Source organism: Xanthomonas sp. NCPPB 3442 (assembly GCF_056725145.1).
This window is the reverse complement of record NZ_CM161514.1, coordinates 1,934,190-1,957,076: the sequence shown is the minus strand read 5'-3', so window position 1 is coordinate 1,957,076 and position 22,887 is coordinate 1,934,190. Positions and strand designations below refer to the sequence as shown.

The 22,887-nt window shown below is 64.6% G+C and carries 21 protein-coding genes and 1 other RNA gene; 7 read left to right on the top strand and 15 right to left on the bottom strand.

Going from position 1 to position 22,887, the window contains the following annotated elements:
* Positions 1–370 precede the first annotated feature (370 nt).
* From dnaJ to hrcA, 4 genes are all read right to left on the bottom strand, one after another.
* On the bottom strand, positions 371–1,498 hold the full coding sequence (dnaJ, locus tag AC1POX_RS08515) for a molecular chaperone DnaJ (protein ID WP_008577236.1): 1,128 nt from the start codon (positions 1,496–1,498) through the stop codon (positions 371–373).
* A 160-nt stretch (positions 1,499–1,658) separates the two neighbouring features.
* On the bottom strand, positions 1,659–3,584 hold the full coding sequence (gene dnaK / locus AC1POX_RS08510) for a molecular chaperone DnaK (protein ID WP_011346955.1): 1,926 nt from the start codon (positions 3,582–3,584) through the stop codon (positions 1,659–1,661).
* Between the two features lie 141 nt (positions 3,585–3,725).
* Positions 3,726–4,244 (bottom strand): nucleotide exchange factor GrpE, encoded by a 519-nt coding sequence (gene grpE / locus AC1POX_RS08505; protein WP_003483633.1) that lies wholly within the window; start codon positions 4,242–4,244, stop codon positions 3,726–3,728.
* A 98-nt stretch (positions 4,245–4,342) separates the two neighbouring features.
* The gene (hrcA, locus tag AC1POX_RS08500; RefSeq protein ID WP_008577240.1) at positions 4,343–5,374 is read right to left on the bottom strand and encodes a heat-inducible transcriptional repressor HrcA; all 1,032 of its coding nucleotides are present in this window, start codon (positions 5,372–5,374) and stop codon (positions 4,343–4,345) included.
* A 137-nt stretch (positions 5,375–5,511) separates the two neighbouring features.
* On the opposite strand from hrcA, the gene recN reads away from it, so the two are divergent.
* Entirely contained in the window at positions 5,512–7,176 is a 1,665-nt protein-coding gene (gene recN, locus AC1POX_RS08495) for a DNA repair protein RecN (protein WP_372356997.1), read from the top strand.
* A 466-nt stretch (positions 7,177–7,642) separates the two neighbouring features.
* Here the strand turns inward: recN and fur are convergent, their stop codons facing one another.
* On the bottom strand, positions 7,643–8,053 hold the full coding sequence (gene fur / locus AC1POX_RS08490) for a ferric iron uptake transcriptional regulator (protein WP_005988392.1): 411 nt from the start codon (positions 8,051–8,053) through the stop codon (positions 7,643–7,645).
* A gap of 104 nt (positions 8,054–8,157) precedes the next feature.
* On the opposite strand from fur, the gene AC1POX_RS08485 reads away from it, so the two are divergent.
* A complete protein-coding gene (locus AC1POX_RS08485; protein ID WP_008577244.1) occupies positions 8,158–8,553 on the top strand; it encodes an outer membrane protein assembly factor BamE in 396 nt (131 codons plus the stop codon).
* Positions 8,554–8,821: 268 nt separating this feature from the next.
* Here AC1POX_RS08485 and AC1POX_RS08480 read toward each other — a convergent pair whose 3' ends face one another.
* Both AC1POX_RS08480 and AC1POX_RS08475 read right to left on the bottom strand, forming a co-directional pair.
* A complete protein-coding gene (locus tag AC1POX_RS08480; RefSeq protein ID WP_008577246.1) occupies positions 8,822–9,109 on the bottom strand; it encodes an RnfH family protein in 288 nt (95 codons plus the stop codon).
* Position 9,110: 1 nt separating this feature from the next.
* Positions 9,111–9,542, bottom strand: coding sequence for a type II toxin-antitoxin system RatA family toxin (locus AC1POX_RS08475; protein ID WP_008577248.1), 432 nt, complete (start codon positions 9,540–9,542; stop codon positions 9,111–9,113).
* Between the two features lie 60 nt (positions 9,543–9,602).
* Here AC1POX_RS08475 and smpB point away from each other — a divergent pair, with 60 nt between their 5' ends.
* Complete coding sequence (gene smpB / locus AC1POX_RS08470; protein ID WP_005913721.1) at positions 9,603–10,106, top strand: SsrA-binding protein SmpB; 504 nt, start codon at positions 9,603–9,605, stop codon at positions 10,104–10,106.
* A gap of 164 nt (positions 10,107–10,270) precedes the next feature.
* Here the strand turns inward: smpB and AC1POX_RS08465 are convergent, their stop codons facing one another.
* Positions 10,271–12,718 carry a S8 family serine peptidase gene (locus tag AC1POX_RS08465; RefSeq protein WP_372356996.1) on the bottom strand — a complete coding sequence of 816 codons (2,448 nt, stop codon included), beginning with the start codon at positions 12,716–12,718 and terminating at the stop codon, positions 10,271–10,273.
* Positions 12,719–12,853: 135 nt separating this feature from the next.
* Here AC1POX_RS08465 and ssrA point away from each other — a divergent pair.
* Together ssrA and AC1POX_RS08455 are read left to right on the top strand one after the other, a co-directional pair.
* Positions 12,854–13,250, top strand: a transfer-messenger RNA (tmRNA) gene (gene ssrA / locus AC1POX_RS08460).
* Between the two features lie 104 nt (positions 13,251–13,354).
* Positions 13,355–14,611 (top strand): tyrosine-type recombinase/integrase, encoded by a 1,257-nt coding sequence (locus tag AC1POX_RS08455; RefSeq protein ID WP_372356995.1) that lies wholly within the window; start codon positions 13,355–13,357, stop codon positions 14,609–14,611.
* A 315-nt stretch (positions 14,612–14,926) separates the two neighbouring features.
* On the opposite strand, the gene AC1POX_RS08450 is transcribed toward AC1POX_RS08455, so the two are convergent.
* On the bottom strand, positions 14,927–15,853 hold the full coding sequence (locus AC1POX_RS08450) for an SOS response-associated peptidase family protein (protein ID WP_372356994.1): 927 nt from the start codon (positions 15,851–15,853) through the stop codon (positions 14,927–14,929).
* A gap of 9 nt (positions 15,854–15,862) precedes the next feature.
* The gene (locus AC1POX_RS08445) at positions 15,863–16,087 is read right to left on the bottom strand and encodes a hypothetical protein (protein ID WP_102256204.1); all 225 of its coding nucleotides are present in this window, start codon (positions 16,085–16,087) and stop codon (positions 15,863–15,865) included.
* Positions 16,088–16,146: 59 nt separating this feature from the next.
* On the opposite strand from AC1POX_RS08445, the gene AC1POX_RS08440 reads away from it, so the two are divergent.
* Together AC1POX_RS08440 and AC1POX_RS08435 are read left to right on the top strand one after the other, a co-directional pair.
* Positions 16,147–16,350 (top strand): hypothetical protein, encoded by a 204-nt coding sequence (locus AC1POX_RS08440; RefSeq protein ID WP_372356993.1) that lies wholly within the window; start codon positions 16,147–16,149, stop codon positions 16,348–16,350.
* A 262-nt stretch (positions 16,351–16,612) separates the two neighbouring features.
* Entirely contained in the window at positions 16,613–17,050 is a 438-nt protein-coding gene (locus AC1POX_RS08435; protein ID WP_372356992.1) for a hypothetical protein, read from the top strand.
* On the opposite strand, the gene AC1POX_RS08430 is transcribed toward AC1POX_RS08435, so the two are convergent.
* From AC1POX_RS08430 to AC1POX_RS08410, 5 genes are read right to left on the bottom strand one after another with little or no spacing between them, the layout of a single operon-like run.
* Entirely contained in the window at positions 17,044–17,757 is a 714-nt protein-coding gene (locus AC1POX_RS08430) for a hypothetical protein (protein ID WP_372356991.1), read from the bottom strand. The genes AC1POX_RS08435 and AC1POX_RS08430 overlap by 7 nt on opposite strands.
* Positions 17,758–17,769: 12 nt before the next feature.
* A complete protein-coding gene (locus AC1POX_RS08425; protein ID WP_046932045.1) occupies positions 17,770–18,069 on the bottom strand; it encodes a hypothetical protein in 300 nt (99 codons plus the stop codon).
* Positions 18,069–21,509, bottom strand: coding sequence for a TipJ family phage tail tip protein (locus AC1POX_RS08420; protein ID WP_372356990.1), 3,441 nt, complete (start codon positions 21,507–21,509; stop codon positions 18,069–18,071). Before AC1POX_RS08420 ends, AC1POX_RS08425 begins: the two co-directional genes overlap by 1 nt.
* Entirely contained in the window at positions 21,506–22,111 is a 606-nt protein-coding gene (locus AC1POX_RS08415; RefSeq protein ID WP_372356989.1) for a tail assembly protein, read from the bottom strand. The genes AC1POX_RS08420 and AC1POX_RS08415 overlap by 4 nt, the downstream gene beginning before the upstream one ends.
* The gene (locus tag AC1POX_RS08410) at positions 22,108–22,869 is read right to left on the bottom strand and encodes a C40 family peptidase (protein ID WP_372356988.1); all 762 of its coding nucleotides are present in this window, start codon (positions 22,867–22,869) and stop codon (positions 22,108–22,110) included. The genes AC1POX_RS08415 and AC1POX_RS08410 overlap by 4 nt, the downstream gene beginning before the upstream one ends.
* Positions 22,870–22,887 lie beyond the last annotated feature (18 nt).

Genomic DNA, 22,887 nt, shown 5'->3' with positions numbered 1-22,887 from the left:
TGAGTGGCAGTACGCTCGTTGAGCAAGGTGAGACGCCAAAAGACGCTCGACCGATGCTGCAGGCCAATGGCCGAACTGCACGATCAAGGACTGGCGTTGCCTCGCGTTGCGGGCGACAGCGTGCTGCGTCTGAAGGCAATGACGACGCGTCAAACACACACGTGCGATGTGCGGAGATGTCGCTGGAGATCTCGCAGTGGCGCTACTGAAACGCGCGCAGCTGCCCCGGCAATTCTCACGCTGACATCGCGTTGCGTCCGCAACTTCAACGCGTCGGCCGCATCGCGGGCAGCCTTCGGGACAACCCAAAAAAAGAGCCCGACGCGCAGCAAGCCGCACGCCGGGCCATCGTGACATCACGCCGCCTGGGTCAGGACGTCATCCGATCCCAAAACCCCTTGACGCCGTCGATGAAGGTGGCCGACTTGGGCGAATGCTTGCGTGCATCCTCGCCGGTGAACGTCGCTTCGAACTGCTGCAGCAGTTCGCGCTGGTCGGCGGTGAGATTGACCGGGGTCTCCACCACCACGCGGCAATACAGATCGCCTTCGCTACGGCTGCGCACCGAACGCACGCCCTTGCCGCGCAGACGGAACAACTTGCCGGTCTGGGTCTCGGCCGGGATGCGGATCTCCGCTTCGCCGCCTAGGGTCGCCACGCGCACGGTATCGCCGAGCGCGGCCTGCGAAATGCGGATCGGCACCTCGCAATGCAGATCGTCGCCGTCGCGCTGGAAGATCGCATGCTCGCGCACCCGCACTTCCACATACAGATCGCCCGGCGGCGTGCCGGCCGGGCCGGCCTCGCCTTCGCCTGCAAGACGAATCCGGTCGCCGGTATCCACGCCGGCGGGCACCTTGATCGACAGCACCTTGTCTTCTTCCACGCGACCGGCACCGTGGCAGGTCTTGCAGGGGTTCTGGATCAGCGTGCCGCGCCCGTCGCAATGCGGGCAGCTCTGCTGCATGGCGAAAATGCCGCGCTGGATGCGCACCTGGCCGCGCCCATGGCAGGTGCCGCAGGTCTCGACCTTGCCGTCTTCCGAACCGCTGCCGTGGCAGGGCGCGCATTCGACCAGCGTCGGAATCTCGATGCGGCGCTCGATCCCGGCGACGGCTTCTTCCAGATCCAGTTCCAGTACGTAACCCACGTCGGCACCACGTCGCGCAGCGCGCGGACCGGCGGCGCCACCGCCGAAAATATTGCCGAAGATATCGCCAAAGATATCTCCCATGTCCGGGCCACCCGGCCCACCGCCACCGCCCATGCCGTGCTCGAAGGCCGCATGGCCGTGCGCGTCGTAGGCGCGCCGCTTATTGCCATCGGACAGCACCTCGTAGGCTTCCTTGCATTCCTTGAACGCCGCTTCGGCAGCCGCGTCGCCAGGATTGCGGTCCGGGTGGTGCTTCATCGCACAGCGCCGGTACGCCTTCTTCAGCTCCTCGTCGCTGGCGCCACGGGCAACGCCCAGCACTTCGTAGTAATCGCGTTTGCTCATAAGCCGGGATTCGGGATTCGTGATTTGAGATTCGTTGAAACGCAAAAGCGGACAGCGTGTGCTGGTCCGCCCTGGCGACGCGACGCGTTAAGGATATCGGGACGGGAATCGGCAAGCTTTAGCGCTTGCCAATCCCCACTCCCGACTCCCAAATCACGGCTTACTTCTTGTCGTCCTTGACCTCGGTGAACTCGGCGTCCACCACGTCGTCGGCGGCCTTGGAGGCCTGTGCGTTGCCGCTGGCCGCATCGGCGTTACCGCCCTGCTCTGCCGCCGCAGCTGCTGCGTACAACGACTGGCCGGCTTCTTCCAGCGTCTTGGTGCGTGCTTCGATCTGCGCCTTGTCGTCGCCCTTCATGGCGGTTTCCAGATCCGACAGCGCCGCTTCCACCTTGCCGATCACATCGCCACCGACCTTGCTGCCATGCTCGGTGATCGCGGTACGGGTGGCGTGGATCAGACCATCGGCCTGGTTGCGGGCCTGCACCAGCTCCTGGAACTTCTTGTCTTCTTCGCGGTTGGCTTCCGCGTCGGCGACCATGCGCTGGATCTCTTCGTCCGACAGACCCGAACCGGCCTTAATCTCGACCTTCTGTTCCTTGTTGGTCTTCTTGTCCTTGGCCGACACGTGCAGGATGCCGTTGGCGTCGATGTCGAAGGACACTTCTACCTGCGGCATGCCGCGCGGCGCCGGCTCGATGCCGGACAGGTCGAACTTGGCCAGCGACTTGTTGAAGCGGGCCTGCTCGCGCTCACCCTGCAACACATGCACGGTCACGGCCGACTGGTTGTCTTCGGCGGTGGAGAAGGTCTGCGAGGCCTTGGTCGGAATGGTGGTGTTCTTTTCGATGATCTTGGTGAACACGCCGCCCATGGTCTCGATACCCAGCGACAGCGGGGTCACGTCCAGCAGCAGCACGTCCTTGACGTCGCCGGCCAGCACGCCGCCCTGGATCGCCGCACCCACGGCCACCGCCTCGTCCGGGTTGACGTCCTTGCGCGGTTCCTTGCCGAAGAAATCGGCAACCGCCTGCTGCACCTTCGGCATGCGGGTCTGGCCGCCGACCAGGATCACTTCGTTGATGTCGCTGGCGCGCAGGCCAGCGTCGTTCAACGCGGTGCGGCACGGCTCGATCGACTTCTTGACCAAGTCTTCCACCAGCGCTTCGAGCTTGGCACGGGTCAACTTGATGTTGAGGTGCTTCGGGCCCGACGCATCGGCGGTGACGTACGGCAGGTTCACTTCGGTCTGCTGGCTGGACGACAGCTCGATCTTGGCGCGCTCTGCGGCGTCTTTCAGGCGCTGCAGCGCCAGCGGATCCTTACGCAGGTCGATGCCCTGGTCCTTGTTGAATTCGTCGACCAGGTACTCGATGACGCGGTTGTCGAAGTCTTCGCCGCCCAGGAAGGTGTCGCCGTTGGTGGCCAGCACTTCGAACTGCTTTTCGCCATCGACTTCGGCGATCTCGATGATCGACACGTCGAAGGTACCGCCGCCCAGGTCGTACACGGCAATCTTGCGGTCGCCGCCGTTCTTGTCCAGGCCATAGGCCAGGGCTGCGGCGGTCGGCTCGTTGATGATGCGCTTGACGTCCAGACCGGCGATGCGACCGGCATCCTTGGTGGCCTGGCGCTGGCTGTCGTTGAAGTACGCCGGCACGGTGATCACCGCTTCGGTGACCTTCTCGCCGAGGAAGTCTTCGGCGGTCTTCTTCATCTTTTCCAGCACGCGCGCGGAGATTTCCTGCGGCGCCATGCGCTTGGCATCGCTGGTCTGCACCCAGGCATCGCCGTTGTCGTGCGCCAGGATGCCGTACGGCACGTGCGAGATGTCCTTCTGCACTTCGCCATCGGTGAACTTGCGGCCGATCAGGCGCTTCACCGCGTAGAAGGTGTTCTTCGGGTTGGTCACGGCCTGGCGCTTGGCCGAGGCGCCGACCAGCACTTCGCCGTCCTTGGTGTAGGCGACGATCGAAGGCGTGGTGCGATCGCCCTCGGAGTTTTCGATGACGCGGGCCTTGCCGCCGTCCATGATCGACACGCACGAGTTCGTGGTGCCGAGGTCAATACCAATGATCTTGCCCATGGATACGCTCCTGATGATTCTGTAGCTGTGTCCGGCGACGCCGGGTCTGGCTGAGATGTGGGGGTGGTGCGCAGGTGTTCAAGCCACCGGCGCACATCTGTGTTTCGTGCCTGCGCCTGGCAGTTCAGCCGGCGCTGCGGTTCAGTCGTGCTTGGCCACGACCACCAGGGCCGGGCGCAGCAGGCGATCGTTGAGCAGGTAGCCCTTCTGGAACACCTGCACGACGTGACCCGGCGCAACGCCCTCGGCCTCGCCCTGGCTGATCGCCTGGTGCTGGTCCGGGTTGAACGGCTGGCCGACCGGATCGAGCAGGGTCAGGCCGTTGTCGGCGGCCACCTTGAGCAATTGCTTGTAGGTCATGTCCAGGCCATCGCGCAGCGGGCTGGGCTCGGTGCCGGCGGCGGTGAGTCCCGCGTCCAGGCTGTCGAACACCGGCAGCAGCTCGCCGAGCAGCTTCTCGTTGGCGAACTTGCGCGCGTTTTCCACGTCGCGGGCGATACGCTTGCGCTGGTTTTCCAGGTCGGCGCGCTCGCGCAGGGCATCGGCCTTGACCAGGGCGATCTCGCTGCGCAGCGATTCGATCTCGGCCTTGAGCGGATCGGTCTCGGGCGGGTTCTGGGACAGGTCTTCGGAGTCGAATTCGGGGTGGTCTTGGTTCATATGCAGTTCCCGGGCAAGCGGAACGCCCGCCCCAACGTCACCCCGTATATGGGCGCCCGCGCGCGTTTCAAGCAAAGCATCGCGCCGATCGATGCCGGTTATCGCGTACCGGGCGACTCCATGGCCGCGCCCAGCACGTCGGCGGCGGTCTGCACCAGCGGAATCAGCCGGTCGTAGGCCATGCGTTTGGGCCCGATCACCCCCAGCACGCCCAGCACCTGGCCATTGGCGGCGTAAGGTGCAGTGACCAGCGAGACGTCTTCCAGCGACACCATGCCGGTTTCCTCGCCGATGAAGATGCGCACGCCCGGCGCCTGGATGGTGCGCTCGAGCAGCTGCAGGATCTCGCGCTTGCTGGCGAAGGCCTCGAACAGTTCGCGCAGGCGATCCAGATCCGACAGGTCCTGCACGCCCATCAGCCGGGTCTGCCCGGCCATCACCATGTCCTCGGCATCGGCCGGTACCAGAGCCTCGCTGGCCAGGTCCACGCTGTGCGCCAGCAGTTGTTCCATCTCGCTCTTGGCCATGCGCAGCTCGCGCAGCAGGCAGGCGCGGATGTCGGCCAGCGCGCGCCCGGCAAACTGCGCATTGAGGTAATTGGCCACCCGTTCCAGCTCGGCCGGCTCGTAAGCGCGGCGCGGCTCGATCACGCGGTTCTGCACCTCGTTGTCGGCAAACACCAGGATCGCCAGCACGCGGCGCGCATCCAGCGCCACGAAGTCGATATGCCGGAACGCGAACTGCTCGCGGCGCGGCGCGCTGACCACGCCGACGAAGTGGCTCATCGCCGACAGCATCTGCGAGGCGCTGCCCAGCAACGATTGCGTGCCGTTGCCGCTGGCCAGCTCCGCGCGCAGGCGGCGGACTTCCTCTTCGCCAGGCGGCTGCATCTGCACCAGGCTGTCGACGAACACCCGGTAGCCATGCGCAGTGGGCACGCGTCCGGCCGAGGTATGCGGGGAGCTGAGCAGGCCGACGTCTTCCAGGTCGGCCAGGATATTGCGGATGGTGGCCGGGCTGACGTCCAGCCCCGCATGCTGGGCCAGCGTCTTGGAGCCCACCGGCTCGCCGTCGCGGATGTAGCGCGCAATCAGGGTGCGCAGCAACTGGCGGGCGCGAGGGTCGAGCATTGGGGACTGGGACGCGCGCATGGGATCATCCGGTGAGACAGCGCATAGATAATGTCTGGCCCCGGGGATGGCAAGCGTCCGATTCCCCGTCTGCCCCTGCCACCCTAAGCTTCCCCAAAGCGTTCACACTCGACCTCATGCTCAGACACCTCTCGATCAAGGATTTCGCCGTTGTCCGTGCCACCGAACTGGAATTCGGGCCGGGAATGACCGTGGTATCGGGCGAAACCGGCGCCGGCAAGTCGCTGATGGTGGACGCGCTGGGCTTTCTGTCCGGCCTGCGCGCCGACAGCGGCGTGGTCCGTCATGGCGCCGAGCGCGCCGAACTGTCGGCCGAATTCCAGCTACCGGCCGAGCATCCCGGGCTGCGCTGGCTGGCCGACAACGAACTCGACGACGAGGCGCAATGCCAGCTGCGCCGGATCATCCGCGCCGACGGCGGCTCGCGCGCGTGGATCAACGGCCGCCCGGTCACTTCCTCGCAACTGGCGGAACTGGCCTCGAGACTGGTCGAAATCCACGGCCAGCACGAGCACCAGGCGCTGATGGCCCGGCACAGCCAGCTCGCCCTGCTCGATGCCTACGCCCGCAACAGCGCCCAGCGCGAGCAGGTGCGCCAGGCCAGCCAGCGCTGGCAGGCGCTGCTGGACGAGCGCGATGCGCTCTCCGCGCAGGGCGATGTCTCCGACCGGATCGGCTTTCTGGAACACCAACTGGCCGAACTGGAGCGCGAGGACCTGGACCCGGCCGCGATTGCCGCACTGGACGTCAATCACCGCCGCCAGGCCCATGCCACCGCGCTGATCGGTGCCTGCGACAGCGTCGCCCAGCAGCTCAACGGCGACGACGGCGCCAGTGCCCTGGGCCTGTTGCAGGACAGCCGCCACGATTTGTCGCGCGTGGCCGAACACGAACCGCGGCTGGCCGAAGTGGACGCGCTGCTGGACAGCGCCGTGATCCAGATCGAGGAAGCGCTGGCCCTGCTCGACCGTGTGCGCGACGACCTGGAGGCCGACCCGGCCCAGTTCGAGGCGATGGAGCGCCGCCTCGGCCGCCTGCACGACCTGGCCCGCAAACACCGCGTCACGCCGGACGAACTGTCCGCGCATCGCGACCACCTGAGCGCCGAAGTCGAGAGCCTGCGCGGCGCCGACGAGCGCCTGCAGCAGCTCGACAAGCACATCGAAACCGCCACCGGCGCCTGGCGCAGCGCGGCCGGCGTGCTCAGCGACAGCCGCACCGCCGCCGCCGAGGCGTTGTCGGCCGCGACCACCGCGCTGATCGGCGAGTTGGGCATGGGCGGCGGGCAGTTCCTGATCCAGCTACAGCCGCACGAGAGCCCCCGGCCGGACCCCAATGGCGCCGAACGGGTGGAATTCCTGGTCGCCGCCAACGCCGGGCAGCCCCCGCGCGCCTTGCGCAAGGTCGCCTCCGGCGGCGAGCTGTCGCGCATTTCGCTGGCCATCGAAGTGGCGGCGCTGGGCCTGGACAGCGTGCCCACCATGGTGTTCGACGAAGTGGATTCGGGCATCGGCGGCGCGGTGGCCGACATCGTCGGGCAGAAGCTGCGCGCGCTGGGCGAAGAGCGCCAGGTGCTGTGCGTTACCCACTTGCCGCAGGTCGCCGCCAAGGGCCACGCGCATTACCGGGTCAGCAAGGCGCCGGTGGACGGCATGACCCAGAGTGCGGTCGAACTGCTCGGCCCGCAGGCCCGCCAGGAAGAATTGGCACGCATGCTGGGTGGTGTGGAAGTGAGCAAGGAAGCGCGCGCGGCCGCCCGCAAGCTGCTGCAGAGCGCCTGAGCGGGACTGGTCGTTCGCAAGCCAGCGCGAAGGGCTTGATCAGGGCAGCCGGCACTGTTGGTGCTGTTGCGCCGGTGCGCCGGTAGCGGTAATCACGCGTGGCCCACCGACGCTGTGGATGCATAGGTTGCCGCTACCAATCGGCCACGTGGAGCTTCCCTAGGCCGTCTCCATGCACTCAGGCAACCTGGGCGGCCCCGCAACCTTCGTCCGCTTGCGAGAGGCTCCTTTCCACTGACAACTGCCGGCCCTCGTCAGCGAGGTTTCCTCGCTCAGCTGACCCGCTCCCTCCCCGCCAGCCAAGCCCCAGCATTCGCCGACAAGGCTTGCTTATCCCCGCTGGCGGGGGAAGGTGCCCGAGGCTGATGGGGGAAGGTCGTGCATCGAATCCGCCAACACGCCCCCAGAACGCACAAGGCGGCCTGGGCCGCCTTGTAACGGTCATGGCTGCATGGGGACACCCAGCTCAGCGCGGACGCTTTTTGCGCACGTACAGCACCAGCGAGTGCTCTTCCAGTTCGTAGCCGTGCTTGGCGGCGATCTGGCGCTGCAGCGCCTCGATTTCCTCGCTCTCGAACTCGATCACATGACCGGTATCCACGTCCACCATATGGTCGTGATGACCGCCGCGGTCCAGCTCGTAGACGGCCTGCCCGCCTTCGAAATTGTGCTTCAGCACCAGGCCGGCCGCCTCGAACTGGGTCAGCACCCGGTAGACCGTCGCCAGCCCGATCTCGTCGCCGTGATCGAGCAGTTGGCGATAGATGTCTTCTGCGCTGAGGTGATGCTGATTGCTCTTCTGTTCGAGCAGTTCCAGGATCCGCATGCGCGGATGGGTCACCTTGAGCCCGACTTTGCGCAGGTCGTGGGTTTCCATACGTTCTCCGTTCATTGGCGATTTAGCGCCAGCTGCCATCAAACGGGTCGCGGCGACCGGCGGAAGTGTATCATCGGCGTGATTTCCTCAGCACTTAATCCCCGATGCGTAATCTCCTGCTGGTCGCCGCCATTGCTCTTTCCACCGCTGGCTGCGGCATCATCTACAAGCAGCCGATCTACCAGGGCAATCTGATCAAACAGAACGCCGTGGAGCAACTGCAGGTAGGCCAGAGCAAGCAGCAGGTCAGTGCGTTGCTGGGCACGCCCTCGATCCCCGACCCGTTCCATGCCCAGCGCTGGGACTACACCTCCACGCAGCGCGTGGACCGTCTGGCGCGTACCGAGATCAAGAATTTCACCGTGTTCTTCGAGAACGAACAGGTCGCACGCTGGGAAGGCGACTATTTCCCGTCGCAGGACGAGCAACTGGCCAAAGCCGCGCCCAAGCAGTTTGGCCGCAACCTGGCCCGTGACAAGAAGAAGCAACGCGGCCGTTGATGCGGTTACCGGGCGGTCTCGTGATCGCCTGATCGGACCCAAAACGCATCCCTTCGAACGGATGCGTTTTTCGTTTTGCCTGATGCCAACAGAGCGCTTCAGTGACTCTACAGCGCTGACTCCCAGGACCGATCCATCGTGCTGTCTGTCGCATGTCTTAGTCCAAGCGCGCTCGTTCGAACTCAACCAACACGGCTGATTCTTCGAGACACGCCGTCAGCAGTGATGGCGTTGCAGCGAGTCTGCGTCGTCGCAGCGCTGGCAATCGCTAGCGGTTGGGGCCGGCTTTCTTGCTTGGTCCGGCACGCCTGCGGCGGGCTTCCTTCGGATCCAGCAACAGCGGCCTGAGCAATTCGACCCGGTCGCCGTCGCGCAACCCCTGCTCCGGCCGCGCGATCAGCCCGTGCACCGCATACGCGGCGGGGGCCCGCTCCACCGCCAGATCGGACATGGCAACGGCTTCGGCCACCGTTGCGCCTTCAGGCAATTCCAGGTGTACCGAGCTGTAGCGATCCGGCCAGGCCAGCACGACTTCGATGCGCATGCCGCTGCGCAACCTAGACGTCGCCGCGGTCGGCGACGCGCACGAAATCATTGACCATGCGATCGGCCAGGCCCTGAAACCCCAGCGCCAGCGCCGGGCCAAGCAGCCGCGAGCTGGTTTCGACCTCCAGGGTCAGACTCACCTTGCAGGCGCCCTCGCCCAGCGCCTGGAACTCCCACAGGCCTTCCAGGCGCTTGAACGGGCCATCGCGCAGGTGCATGACGATGCGCTCCGGGCGTTCAAGGATGTTCTCGGTGGTGAACCAGGTGCGGAACGACCCCAGCCCCAAATCCAGGCGCGCCACGATGTGCGCCTGGTCCTGCTCGAGCACATTGGCAGCGTCGCACCAGCCGAAGCGGCGCGGATAGGCGGCGACATCATTGACCAGATCGAACATGCGGGAGGCGCTGTGTTCGACCAGGGCGCTGCGACGGATGGTAGGCATTCGCTAACTTGTGAAAGACGGAAGATCGTTTGACGACACCGAATCGGCGACAATGGGCGGATGAGCAAGAAACAGACCAAGGATAAAGCAAACGGCGCGAAGGCCACGAAAACCATCGCGTTGAACAAGCGTGCGCGCCACGAATACCACCTGGAAGAACGCTACGAAGCCGGCCTGGCACTGCAGGGCTGGGAGGTCAAGGCGATCCGCGCCGGCCGCGCCAACATCGTCGACGGCTATGCCTATGTGCGCTCCGGCGAGATCTACCTGATCGGCGCACAGATCACGCCACTGATCCAGGCCTCCACCCACACGGTGCCAGTGGAACGGCGCGACCGCAAACTGCTGCTGCACCGGGCCGAGATCGACAAGGTGCTCACCCGCGTGGAGCGCGAAGGCTACACCCTGGTGCCTACCGCGCTGTATTGGAGCAGCAACAAGGTCAAGCTGGAAATCGCCCTGGCCAAGGGCAAGCAGAATCACGACAAGCGCGACGCCGCCAAGGACCGCGACTGGCAGCGCGACAAGCAGCGCGTGATGCGGCGGCATAACCGCGATGCGTGATGAGCGGGGATTGGTGATTCGGGATTAGGGATTGGTTAGAGCGGCTGTGCGTGGCCTTTTGCACTGCTGTCCTGCGATCCACACCTGCAGAGCGGCGAGGCTAAGCCACACCGCTCTTGCCAATCCCCAATCTCCAATCCCCAATCCCGACTCACGGCTCCGGATCACGTCGCTCCCAGCATCCGCATCAAATTCGGCACTCCCCTGCCCTGCACATAGCGGTCGCGCTGCAGGTCGGTGCAGGTATCCAGCAGCAGTTGCTTGACCCGATCGGGGAAGCCGATGAACTCACGGCGCGCCGACAGGAAGCCGGCCAGCACGCCGGAGACATGCGGTGCGGCCATGCTGGTGCCGCTCATCTCCACCATCAGGCTGGTCGGGTCGTTCGGGTCGAAGTCGTAGTAGGCCGACAGGATCTTCTCCCCTGGCGCGACCACATCCGGCTTGCTGCGGCCGTCGGCGGTCGGCCCGCGCGAGGAAAAATACGACACGCCATAGTTGTGCGGGCTGCTTTTGTGCACTGAGCCGACCACGATGGCGTCTTCCAGATTGCCCGGGTCGCTGATCGACAGATCCATGTTGGCGGCATATGCGTCACCGTCGTTGCGCATCAACCAGGCCAGGCCTTCGTTGCCGGCCGCGACCACCACCAGCACGCCTTGCCGCCACAGCCGGCGTAATTCGTTGCACAACGGCGTAAACCCGCAACCGTAGCTCTCCGGGTCGAAGCAGCCGCCCAGGCTCAGATTGACGCCATGGATGACCAGCTCGCCGGCACGCTCGTTGATGTCGGCCACCTGCTGCACCGCCTTGATCGTCCACGAATCGCGGCCGTTTCCGGCATTGTCGAGCACCTTGAAGCCATACAGCTGGGTATCCGGCGCGATGCCGGAAAATTCCAGCGGACGGCCGGGCGTGCCGCCCGCCTCCGGGATCGACGCGCGGCACTGGCCGGCGATGATGCCGGCGATATGCGTGCCGTGGCCATGCCGATCGAGCCGGGTAAACGCCGTGCCATCGGCGCGGGTCAGCCGTTTGGGCGCGCCGCGCCGCGTGCAATCCCACTGTGCCACCACGGTGTCGCGTTCACCCTTGACGAAAAAATGCGGGTGATCGGCCACGATGCCGGTATCCATCACCGCCCAACCGATCTGCTGCCCGCGTGCGCGATACGCCGTGCGTGCCGCATCGGCATGCAGCACATTGCCCGACACATGGATCAACGCGCGTTTTCCGGCATCGCGCCATACCCGCCGAAAGCCCAACGCGCGGTAGCGATCCTGCAGCGACTCGATCTCGAATCGGGTCAGCCGCGCAGACACGAAACGCTGCAGGCTGTCTTCCAGCTCGATCGCCTCATCCAGCGCATCGCCGCTCAGGCCGGTGGTACGCGCAGCGGCTTCGCGCACATGCTGCAACAGCAATGCGCGCACACCGGCAGGGTCGTTCCCCAACACGCGCCGATCCAGCTCGATCAGCACATCGTGCCGGTACTCAGGGCCATGCGCTTCGAGCTGCTCGCTGAGGTCCTTGATCAGCACTGCATTGGACACCGGCTGATCGAAGCCCACACCCACGGCTTGGCGCACCGCGGCGCGCACCTGCGGAATGGACAGATAGCCCGAAGCCGAATGCGGGTTGTGCTGCCAGTCCGGGTTCAAACGCGCAGCGGCCAGGTTCTCGAAACGTCCTTGGGCATTGGCGATGTCGTCGGTGAGGTCCGGGTCCAGCGCGATCGGGTCGCGCGTTTCGGCCACATTGATCCAGCGCTGTACGCACTCGGGAAACGGCAATTTGCGCGTGCCAGTCCAGCGCTTGAACATGCTGCGCACCTGCGGCAAGCCCAGTGGCGAACCCAGGGTGAGGAACAAACTGACCTCGCAATCGGCGGCCTTCAGCTGGCGCAGCACATCGAAGGCGATCATCGACCCCTGGCTGTGCGCCACCACCACGAATGGCCCGCCCCCTGCGCGCAGCCGCTGCGCCAGACTCTCGCGCATCAACGCCGCACGTTCCGGCACGAAGAACAGGTCATGCACATCCTGCAACAATGCAGCCGAAATCAGCCGCAGCAACACCCGGTTGATCGCATCGATGGCGCCCTTGGCCTGCACGCTGCCGGACACGGACGTGCCCTGAAGCTCGTCCAGCAGCCGATGCAGATCGGTGCGTTCCTGCTCGCTCTGCGCCAGCGCGTCTGCCAACAAGTGCAGGTCCTGTTCGCCCGGCACCAGGCCAAGCGTACTCAAGGCGCGCTGCACGCTTTGATTGAGCGCCGGCCCCACATCGCGCGCATCGCAATTGCCCGGCTCGGCCACTGGATACCGCTCGCGATTGACCCAGTACGCCAGCCGCGTGCGCTCGCCCATGGGCCGCCCGAACAACGCCTTGTCCCACTGACAACGCAGCACATCGGCCGGCGGCTTGTTGCCGATGCCATGGATGTAGATCACCGTGCGCGCCTTGCCCTGCACGCGGGTCGCTGTGGACTCCTGGGTCCCGGCCTGCTGCGCGCGCGCAGCGCGCGGCCGCGCCGGTTGTTGCGTGCTTGCAGCCGCCTTGCGCGGCAGCGCGCGTGCAGGTTTCGAACGTGGGGGCTTGCCTGTCGCCATCGCTTCGCTCCTTCGTATGCAGACTGTTCCGTTCGGTACGGGACTGAAGCCACTGTAAGCGTTGCGCATCTCACCACTTGTGACAGGGCGCGCCGATCCCTACACTGACCCGGTCAGCGTTTTATTGCTTTCCCCGGGGGTGCACTGGTTTCGACGGGGGTCGCGAAGTCGCTTGGCGCATGCCGAGGGGGCAGCTTTCCTCGTTAATCCAGCAGCAAACTTTTAGTTGCCAACGATGACAACTACGGTTCGGACTTCGCTATCGCCGCTTAATTGGCTTTAGTTGTAGTTCTACAGCCGCCTAAGGCGAACCCCCGAACCTACTTGTGCCCGTGCTCGTAGGTGTAGGGTCATTATCACGGAACCATCGGTAGTGGCTGCCTGTCAGCTACCGGTCAGATAAAGCAGGCTGGTTTCCAGGTGCGCTTTGCCAACCGTGCTGCCTGGGAACGAGATCTAACGGAGGGCTAAGCATGTAGTGCTGGGGATGGAGTGCTTCCGGACGGCGGTTCGATTCCGCCCACCTCCACCAATGAGCGGATCTTGAAGATCCGGAGAAGGCCGGGAACCCCCGTAAAATCAGGGTTCTCGGCCTTTTTTATGTGCAGAGCAGTGCGCACGTGAACGTATCAGGCTATGCGACGGTGGGGGCATATTTTGGGGCACCTGCCCCCACCTGCCGACCAGATGCCCCCACTGACCGATCTCGCAATACGCCGCGCCAAACCTACCGCGAAGACCCAGCGCTTGTACGACAGCGACGGGTTGTATCTGGAGCTCTCGCCCAAGGGAGGGCGCTGGTTCCGCCTGAAGTATCGATTCGGCGGCAAGGAAAAACGGCTGGCCATCGGCGTCTACCCAGACGTGCCGCTGGCACTGGCCAGGCAGCGGCGGGACGACGCGCGCCAGCTGCTGGCTCAGGGCATCGACCCAGGCGAGCACCGGAAAGCAGCAACGGCTGCGCGTGCAATCCTCGGCGCCAACACCTTCGAAGTGATCGCCAACGAGTGGCTGGAAAAGCGCAACTGGGTGGATGGGTACCGCGTGAAGGTCGTCGGATGGTTCACGAACGACGTGTTCCCCTACATCGGCGCGCGGCCGGCGGCGGAACTGGAAGCGCCCGAATTCCTGGCGGTGGCCAGACGCATCGAGAAGCGCGGCGCCTTCGAGTCGGCACATCGCATCATGCAGAACTGCGGCCAGGTCATGCGATACGCCATCGCCACCGGGCGTGCCAGCCGCAACCCAGTGGCGGATCTGCGCGGCGCGCTGAAGCCGACACCGGAGCGCCATCTGCCGGCAGTGACCGATCCGGATGAGCTGGGGCCGCTGCTGCGCGCCATGGACGGCTACAAGGGCAGCCACGTCACGCGCTGCGCCCTGGTACTGGCGCCGCTACTGTTCGTGCGGCCGGGCGAGCTACGGCAGGCCGAGTGGTCGGAATTCGACATCGAGGCCGCCAGGTGGAATATCCCTGCCGACAAGATGAAGATGCGCCAGCCCCACGTTGTCCCGCTCTCGCGCCAGGCGCTGACTGTCCTCTCGGACCTGCAGCGGCTCACCGGTGCCGGCCGCTACCTCTTCCCCAGCACCAGGACGAAGCTGCGGCCGATGTCGGACAACGCGGTGAACGCGGCACTGCGCCGCATGGGCTACGAGGTAGGCACGGTGACCGGCCACGGCTTCCGCGCCACTGCCCGCACCATCCTTGACGAGATCCTTGGCTTCCGGCCGGACATCATTGAGCACCAGCTGGCGCACGCAGTGAAGGATCCCAACGGCCGGGCTTACAACCGCACAACACACCTCGCGGAGCGCGTGCGCATGATGCAGCGATGGGCCGATTACCTTGACGAGTTGCGCGCGAACTCGGCCGCCACTTCGAAAGCCTGAGCGATTGGCAGCGTCACAGGCGGCGGTATTACTGGGCTTCCGGCGATCATCAGGGACACATCGGCCTCACTCGCCCCATTGCGCCGAACCCTTGCCAGGACATCTGCCCCTCCTGGACCGACACGCAAAAGGCACCATTCGCCTCGATCGACGTCCCCGCCGATGACAGGGTTGTGCCAGTTCATGTTGGGAGGGAGAGGCGGCAGCGTCACACCTTCGGGAGCAATGACGCTCGGCTCCTTAGATCGCTGAAGCGCAGCGCGGTGCGCAGATCGGGATGGCATGGCTATCTATCCTGGTTGTGGCTGCTGCTGGTCACGCTGCTAGCCGGTGTTCGTAGAACGGGTGACGCTTGTCGTCGAAGATGGCGTATAGCGCCTGGAGATTGGCCGGGTCAGGATTGAGCCAGGCGTCGACGTGCTCGGGCTTGATGTTGATGATCGTCCGGTCATGGCCGGCGGCGGCGACCTCGGGCTCCGGCTCGTCGGTGATCGCCGCGAACGACAGCAGGTCCGGTTCGACGCCTGCGGGATCGCGCCAGTGCGACCAGAGGCATGCCACCAGCATCGGCTCGCCGGTGCGCGGCACGAACTCGATACGCTGGTTCTGCCCGTCTGGGCCTTCGACGTTCTCGTAGAACCGGTCGGCCACCATCAGCCCGTGGGTGTAGCCGAACTGCCGGCGCCAGAACCCTTCCAAGTTGTCGCGGCGGGCGTTATAGGTGCCGGGAAATTTTCGGTCGTACATCGCCGGCGTGCCGGCCGGGCGGCACTGGTAGCGCATCGGCTTGGCGACACGCTGGCCGTTCTCCACCACCAACACCGGGCAGTAGACGCCCGGGAATATGCGGCTGTCGTCCTGGCCGCGCGTGCCCTTAAGCGTATCGAGGCGCCGCTGGGCCTGCTGGACCTTGTTCGTGCCGATGCGCACGTCCTCGCGCGCCTTCTTCGTTTCCTTGAGCTGCAGCGCCCGCTCGGCATCGCCGACACGGCGCTTCTGGTCGAAGATCTCAAGGGTGAGCGTTTCAGCCTCTGCCGCATCGGCTGCGCGAAGGTTCTCCTGCAGCTCGGGCGGGCCGATCTCCAGCAGCTCACGCACCATCGCGCGTGGGGCCTTGATCCGCCTCGCCTGGGCGCCCTCGCCCCACCAGAAGGTCTTCACATAGGTGTCGATGTCCATCACGGCGCCGAACGCCCGCTGGAACTCTTTGAACTCGGCTCGGATCTGCGCGGAGTAACACATGGCCGCCTCTCAACAGTCGCGGTCGGTATCTTGGAGGCCATGCCAGACCAAGATCTCATCGAGCCGCCGGGAGACGAATTGGGCATCCTCGCCCGTGATGGCGCCGTCCTCAATGACGTCCGCCATGCCGGCAAAGGCCTGCCAGAAGTGGCAACGGTCGGGGCTGCTCTTCAACAGCGCCGGCACCGCGGCATCGAGATTTTCCAGATGGGTTCGGAGTTGGGCTCTGTCCATGCCCGCAGTATCGGCACGGCCGTCTCAGGGCGTGAGACAGGGGGCCGTAGACTGCGCGCATGGACACCACTACCCCCAGCCTCTTCGAACAGCTGCAGCAGCGGCTGGCGTGCGCTTCCGAGCCGCTGGAAGTGCTCAACCAGTTCGAAGCGGAGCTGCTGTATGCGTTCCCCGCCGAGGCAACGGTGATTGTCGAGCTGGTCACGTCCTGGGGCCATCGTCTGGGCGTGCTCACACATGACGACCTTCAAGGCTACGTCTAGGGTACCGGCTTGGCGCTGCTCAGGCGCTCCCGGGTTGAGCGACCAGCGGTCCCGGGTCCGGCAACTGAAGATTGGCAGCGATATGGGATCCACCATATCGGCATGGCCCGCACAGCCGCGTCGGATTTCTCCGACCTGGCACGCCGTACAGGCATAGCTCAAATGAACGTTTTTTTGCGTGTGCTGGCCATGCATCTTGGCCCTGCGTCGAGATGACCTCGGGCCGCCGGCAGTGACCGGCGCAGCACACTCGGAGAACGTAATGCACGCACTGCTGATCACCGCCGCCGCGGCGCTTATTGGCGTCGCCATCCCTGCCGCCGCTGGCGAAACCAGCCACTTCGACCGCACCGTCCAGCTGTATGAGGAAACGTCCACCGCCGGCGAGACGCTGGATGCATTCGTCACCCGGATCGCGCCGCGCGCCCGCGCAGCCTCGGTGACTTCCCGAACCATCGTGTGCGGCCAGATCCAGGGCGCCGGCCCCTACACCCTGGCGCTCAAAACCGACGGGCGAAAGGAGTGGTGCGAGGTGCCGAAGACCGCCGCGCCCTATGTGCTGGTCAATGGCATCGCGAAGGACGCGCGCGAGGACCACATGCCGGCCATCTATTACCGCCGGCCCGGCTACCTGATAACCCCCTGGAGCATAAAGTTCCAGGACCGCACCGGCGTGCGGCGCATCACGCCGGCTCAGTAATTGCGGACGTTGAGCAGCAGGCAATCCACCTGCATTGTCCCGAACGTGCCGGGCGGCGCCGGTGGAGTGCCCTGGTTGCCCTCGGCATGGTCGTAGTACGTATTGATGCCCTTTGCTGACGCCGTTCCCAGCGTGTAACGAACCCCGGCAACATAGGCAAGGCGATCCATCGACCAGCGAGGACCGCCCCCAATAAGTCCGCTCAGGATGGTGTATGAAGCACCTGTGTGCCCCAGCGCGATCGCTACCCCGTCAGCCTGGGTTGGAAAGTCAGTTTGCGCAGTCCCTGCGGTGGCACGCATGCGTCCGATCACCCGCATGTACTTGTAACGCGAGTCGAAAGCAACGCGGCCCGTGGCCGGGTCGCGGAACCGCACGCCTTTGCTCATGACAAAGGCCATTTGCGCCACATCGGTCGTGTCAAAAACGTAGTACTGGATTTCCGTATTGGCCGTCTCGCACACAAGCTCGAAGGTAAAAGTGCTCCCGTTCTGGGATCGATTGCGAAGGCCAACGAACGAGGCGCAGGTGACGGCGATCAGCGGAGAGTTGCCACCGCCAACGGTGACAGTGGCGAAGCCAATGCCCTGGGCTGCACCACCCGAACTGGCACCGACAGCGGTGACGGTGCCCTTCTGCTTCAACGCGAGGTTTTCGTAGCGCGTGTCGATCTGGATGATGTTCCCGCCCTCGGGAAGGATCCTCACGCCAAGAGCCATTCAATACCTCCCGTATGTGAGCACGCCGCCGATCTGCGTGCCCATGTTGCTGCCTCCGCCGTAGTTCCAGCTGATCGTGCCGGCCTGCTCGTCCACGGTGAACAGCGGCGCTTGGGCAAACTGGGCGCTACTGCTGGCGGAGAACCAGAAATAAATCTCGTTGGTGCCAAGAGCCGGGACGGCAACCGAGCCGCTGGAGCCGGCCGCGATGCTGACCACTCCGAATTTGCTGGTGATGCGCGTGGAGATGTCTATCAGAATGTTGCCTGTCGGATCTCGCTGACGGATGCCGCGCGCCATCAGAGCAGCTCACCGGCTTCGAACAAAGCGACGGTGCCGGCCGCATTCCAGAAGCGCAGCGCCTGCTCGTTGAGCGTCATGAAGCCTCCGTTGTTCGCACCGTTCATCGAGAGCGTGCCGTTTTTGTCCAGCTTCCAGCGAGGTTGGCCATTCGCGCCTACGCCATTCGACTGGATGGTGTCGCCGATCATGGCATTGGTGATCCAGGCATTGCCGATCAGCGCCTGGTTGATGAACGTCTGCCCGCCCTGGATTACGAACGGCGAAGTCACCGCATTGTTGGCCACGTTGATCACCGCGAAGCGGTCGGCCTGCATGAGGATCTGGCTTTGGTAGCTGCCATCTGCTTGCTGCTCCACGCCGACGCCCATGCCGGCCATGTAGATCTGACCAGCGCTGGTGATCTGCGCCCGCACGCTGTAAGTGGCAGACACCTTGCCATTCAACGAGAGAACCGTCTGAGAGACCTGCTGCACGCTGGCATTCGTTTCGCCGAGCGACGCCTGCACGGTATCGATGCGCTTTGCCTGGACATAGTCGCCACTGGCAATAACCGACTCAACGCTGATCGTTCCGGCATATCCAGGCATAGTGCCAACCCCGCCCGTCGTATCGCCTGCGAACCAGGAGCTGAAGCGTGCGACGAGGCCTCGCGTCTGGGAACCGACTGCGGCCAGGCCTGTTTCCGGATCGTCGATCCTGAGCTCTATATCTTGGACACGACCAACAATTGCACCAGCCTCCTCGATCGCCGTGCCAACGTTCTTCCATCGCGTACCGGGTGGCTCTTCGTTGCCGGGCTCGTCCCCTGTCCAACTCCAGATTACCCCGGCATACACAACGGTCTGCCCGCTTGCGTAGATGGCTTCCGGATCCCAGACCAACGGAACAAGGTCAGAGATGGATTCGATCGATTTGCGCAACTCCTGCGCGAGCTCGGTGACGCTGATCTTGCCGGCCAAGTACTCCAGAATCGCGGTGGCATCGGTACTGCTCTCACCCATGACGCCATTGGTCAGCGGATACCACGGCCCGATGTTGCCGCTGCGGTCCACCAGACGGCCCCAGAAGAAGAAGCGCGCGCCGGCGGCCAGGCCTAGCATGGAGTGCCGCGCCTGCGGATAGGCGAAGTCGCCCAGCTTGACCGCGCCGGCCAAGTTGTTGGCTGGGCCGTACCAGATTTCCGTCCGTTCGGTGTCCGCTGCTCCCTGCGGGAACGACCACGCCAAGTCGATGCCGAAGATGATGCCGGCTGCGGTGAGGCTGGCCAGCGACGGCGGCGGCTCGGTCTTGCCGGTGATCTCGGTCAGCGCCGACAGCGCCGGCATTGATACCGCGTTGAGGGCATTGACCGCACGCACGCGCGCCAGATACTGCCCGGCGTAGATGCCCCGCACATCGAGGTTAGCCGTGGTCGCGCGGCCCGCCTTGACCCAATCCATGTCGTCCCGGCGCCACTCGACGTCGTATGCGATCGCCTTATCGGCGGGATCCCACGCGATCGTGAGCACATGCTGCGCGATACCCTGCTCCACGAAGCTGTTCGAAGATAGCCGGACGTTGGTCGGCGGGGGCTGCACACTCGGGGGGATGACGCTGATCGGCGGCAACTCAAGCTTTGTACCTGTGTCGATGTAGGCAAATTTCCCACGCACATGCTTCAGCGCGGTGATTGAGTAGGTGATGCCCTCCCCTTCGGCAACAGACAGCACCTTGAACGTCTCGAGCGCCAGATCCGAGTTCTCCACCAGCCACACCGACTGAGCGCGCGGGGGTTCGCTGAAAGGCACGCTGACCGTGATCGTCGTGCCATTGATCGCAGTGATGGTGCGCGACTCGCTGCGGCCTTCGCTGGGATTGAGGACGCGCAAGCTGTCACCCAGTGCGAGATCTGCCGGTACCGCATCGATGACCACCGACTGCCCGGTAGACGACCGAATACGACCGCCATTGCGACGCCCAGCCCGATCCGGGTTCGCTATTTCGATGATCTGGCCCGGCTGAGCAATCGTGCCCTCCAGGCCCACGCCAAAGCTGACTGTCTCGGTCTCCAGGTTGTTCGACAGCAGGATGTGGTTGCCGACGCGCTGCGCTTGGCTTTTCGATGTGCAGCCGAACGCTGTCACTTCAACTTCTTGCACACCGTACTTCGCGATGCCCGGCAAGTACTGCACAGGCTCAACCTTGGCCTTACCGAAGTCGGCCGGGTCGTTCCAGGACACCAGCGCAACCGTGTATCGAGTCTTCCGTGCGGAGCCCGAATAGGTGAACTTCCCGTCGATCACGTTGCCTTTGGTGTACGAGTATACCGGGTCCATCGGCATGTCGGCCGAGGCAAGCACCTGTCCCTGCGCGTAATAGGTGATGCCTCGGAACACGGCAGCCAGATCCTGCAGCACGCGCCACGCATCCGCCTTCGTCTGCAGGTAAACATTGCACGTGAAGCGCGGCTCCATGCCGCCAAAGCCATCGCTCACCAACTCATCGCAATACTGCGCAATCTGATAAAGCCGCCAACGATCAACCCAGGCCATCGGGATGGTGTTGCCCATGCCGAAGCGGTCCTGCGTGACGATGTCGAAGAACACCCACGCCGGGTTGTCACTCAATGCCGACTTGAAGGTGCCATCCCAGATCCCGCTGTAGCTACGCGTGTCTGGGTTGTAGTTGCTCGGCACCTGGATGATGCGGCCATCGTTGTCGCTGGCCACAGTCGGGATCGCCTGGAACTGGCTTGCGTCCAGCTCGATCGCCAGCAGCGCCGTGTTGGGATAGCGCAGCTTCGCGTCGATGATCTCTGTGATTGCCTGCACGTACATCACGTCGCCGATCGTGCTGCTGTTCGCGTTCGGCGTCAGCCGGCGGATTCGAATCTGCCACTGGCTCCCTGGCGGCAGATCGACAGTACGGCTGCGCTCATAGAGCGACGTGGTCTTGCCCGAAATCGTGTCGGTGAGGACTGTCGAGTAAGCGCCGCCATCGGTCGCGATGTCGACGGCGTAGGTGATGCGATAGCCGGTAATGTCTCCATTGCTGGTATCGGTCTTTTGCAGCGTCGGGGTTGCGACGCGGATACGAACCGAGGACAGCTCGGCACCGGACACGGTACGCACCACGGGCGTTTCGCTGGTCAGCTCCACGCCGATGGCAATCTCGTTCTCGACATCCGGGAAGCCGGCGATGCTCTCCTGGTCCTGCGTGCCGGAACGCATCTGCACCCGCACGTTCTGGAAATTGAAACTGCCGTCCGGAGATTGCAGCGGCGTCCCATCCAGGTAGATCGATTGCAGTCCGTTCACCGGCCCGCCGATTTCGCCTTCGCTCACCGCGAGCAGGATCTTGGCGTAAGCAATGCTCTGCAGGCTGTCCGGAGACTCCACGGGCTGGCGCGCGGCGCTGCCGCCCTTCTTCGCGCCACGGATATCAACCATCGCGTTCATGCCTGATCCTCCGCGTAAATACCCGCGCTGATGATTGCGCCACCGGCCCACACACGGCCGTAAGCCACCGGCACCGGATTGCCCTGCGCCTGGGTGTTCACCGGGCCGTTGAAGCTGTAGCTGGGCTGGTTCTCGGGTCGCTCGCTTGTCCCAAGCCCTTTGGCCTGAGGCGCCAGCATCTGCGCGACGCCACCGATCGCGAGCGATAGACCGACCATAGCGGCCGTACCCCACACACCTGAGGCCGCGAAGGCGGCGCCAACACCACCAGTTGCGATTGCAGCAACCGCAATCAACGCGACGCCCAAGATGGCCTGGAACACGCCGCCGCTCTTGGAGCCGATGAGGATCGGTGCGATGCGGATCTCGTCGTTACCGGGCGGATCATCCAGCTGATCCTCCCGCAGGTTCCGGCGTCCGATGAACACAGCGAAGGCCATGCCACGATCCTTCGACTCCATCAGAAAGCGCTCGAGTCCAGGGATCTGGACGCAGAGCGCCCGAATCGCTTCTGCGGAGCTACTGACTGCCAGCCGGAAGCTGCGACCGAAACGCGCGCCGAGCACGCCGTACAGCCGCACGGTGCGGATCTTGGTGTTCACGTGATGCTCTCCAATGCGGCAGCGTGCCGGCCCTGCATGTCGCGATGGCGGATCACCTTGACGGTGCGCTCAGCCCAGTAGCCGCCGTACACCACGCGCTCGGACAACCGGCCATGCAGGTGGTGCAGCATCTGGCCGTCGCCGAGATAGATGCCGGCGTGATTGATCACCGGTGAGCGAACCTGCATCAGGAACACATCGCCAGGGAGCGGCTCATCGGTGATCTCGGCGAACCCCTCTTTGGCGAAGTTCTGCAGGTAAAGGTCGCCGCCGCTGTCCCACCACTTGTCGGCGCGGTCGTAGTTGCCGAGGTGGATACCGAGCTCGCGCGCGTAGAGGTCGCGCAGCAGCGTGTAGCAGTCCAACACCCCATGGGCGAACTGACGGCCCACCAACGGCGCGGTGTAGCCGCTCGGCATGATTGTCTGGACATCGCCGCACGCCGGCACGCCGTCGATCTGCCCGACGCTGACGATGTGCCAGGTCAGCTCGCTCAGTTCGCACATGACCCGGTCCGCGTCACTCGGCGTTGCCGGCGCGTTGGGGTGGCTGTGGACCAGCGCCAGGATTTCGCCCTGGTCCTCGGCCTCGGCGTAGTCCTCACCAGGCAGCCGAAAGTGCTCACTCGCGGTGTCGGCGGTGTTGCGGCAGGGGATATAGCGCTCGCCCTCTGCGGTGGCCACGACAAGGCCGCAAGCCTCGCGCGGGAACTCCGCAGAAACGTGCGCTTTGATTGCCTCGAAGGTCGTCTGTTCCATGTCTCGCCCATGAAAAAG

Excerpts from the sequence above, each read along its gene's own strand:
- fur (WP_005988392.1), bottom strand. The coding sequence starts at position 8,053 with ATGGAAACCCACGACCTGCGCAAAGTCGGGCTCAAGGTGACCCATCCG.
- AC1POX_RS08435 (WP_372356992.1), top strand. The coding sequence starts at position 16,613 with ATGCACGCACTGCTGATCACCGCCGCCGCGGCGCTTATTGGCGTCGCC.
- recN (WP_372356997.1), top strand. The coding sequence starts at position 5,512 with ATGCTCAGACACCTCTCGATCAAGGATTTCGCCGTTGTCCGTGCCACC.
- AC1POX_RS08465 (WP_372356996.1), bottom strand. The coding sequence starts at position 12,718 with ATGGCGACAGGCAAGCCCCCACGTTCGAAACCTGCACGCGCGCTGCCG.
- AC1POX_RS08445 (WP_102256204.1), bottom strand. The coding sequence starts at position 16,087 with ATGGACAGAGCCCAACTCCGAACCCATCTGGAAAATCTCGATGCCGCG.
- smpB (WP_005913721.1), top strand. The coding sequence starts at position 9,603 with ATGAGCAAGAAACAGACCAAGGATAAAGCAAACGGCGCGAAGGCCACG.
- dnaJ (WP_008577236.1), bottom strand. The coding sequence starts at position 1,498 with ATGAGCAAACGCGATTACTACGAAGTGCTGGGCGTTGCCCGTGGCGCC.
- AC1POX_RS08475 (WP_008577248.1), bottom strand. The coding sequence starts at position 9,542 with ATGCCTACCATCCGTCGCAGCGCCCTGGTCGAACACAGCGCCTCCCGC.
- AC1POX_RS08420 (WP_372356990.1), bottom strand. The coding sequence starts at position 21,509 with ATGAACGCGATGGTTGATATCCGTGGCGCGAAGAAGGGCGGCAGCGCC.
- AC1POX_RS08425 (WP_046932045.1), bottom strand. The coding sequence starts at position 18,069 with ATGGCGCGCGGCATCCGTCAGCGAGATCCGACAGGCAACATTCTGATA.
- AC1POX_RS08450 (WP_372356994.1), bottom strand. The coding sequence starts at position 15,853 with ATGTGTTACTCCGCGCAGATCCGAGCCGAGTTCAAAGAGTTCCAGCGG.
- grpE (WP_003483633.1), bottom strand. The coding sequence starts at position 4,244 with ATGAACCAAGACCACCCCGAATTCGACTCCGAAGACCTGTCCCAGAAC.
- AC1POX_RS08485 (WP_008577244.1), top strand. The coding sequence starts at position 8,158 with ATGCGTAATCTCCTGCTGGTCGCCGCCATTGCTCTTTCCACCGCTGGC.
- hrcA (WP_008577240.1), bottom strand. The coding sequence starts at position 5,374 with ATGCTCGACCCTCGCGCCCGCCAGTTGCTGCGCACCCTGATTGCGCGC.
- AC1POX_RS08455 (WP_372356995.1), top strand. The coding sequence starts at position 13,355 with ATGCGACGGTGGGGGCATATTTTGGGGCACCTGCCCCCACCTGCCGAC.
- dnaK (WP_011346955.1), bottom strand. The coding sequence starts at position 3,584 with ATGGGCAAGATCATTGGTATTGACCTCGGCACCACGAACTCGTGCGTG.
- AC1POX_RS08440 (WP_372356993.1), top strand. The coding sequence starts at position 16,147 with ATGGACACCACTACCCCCAGCCTCTTCGAACAGCTGCAGCAGCGGCTG.
- AC1POX_RS08410 (WP_372356988.1), bottom strand. The coding sequence starts at position 22,869 with ATGGAACAGACGACCTTCGAGGCAATCAAAGCGCACGTTTCTGCGGAG.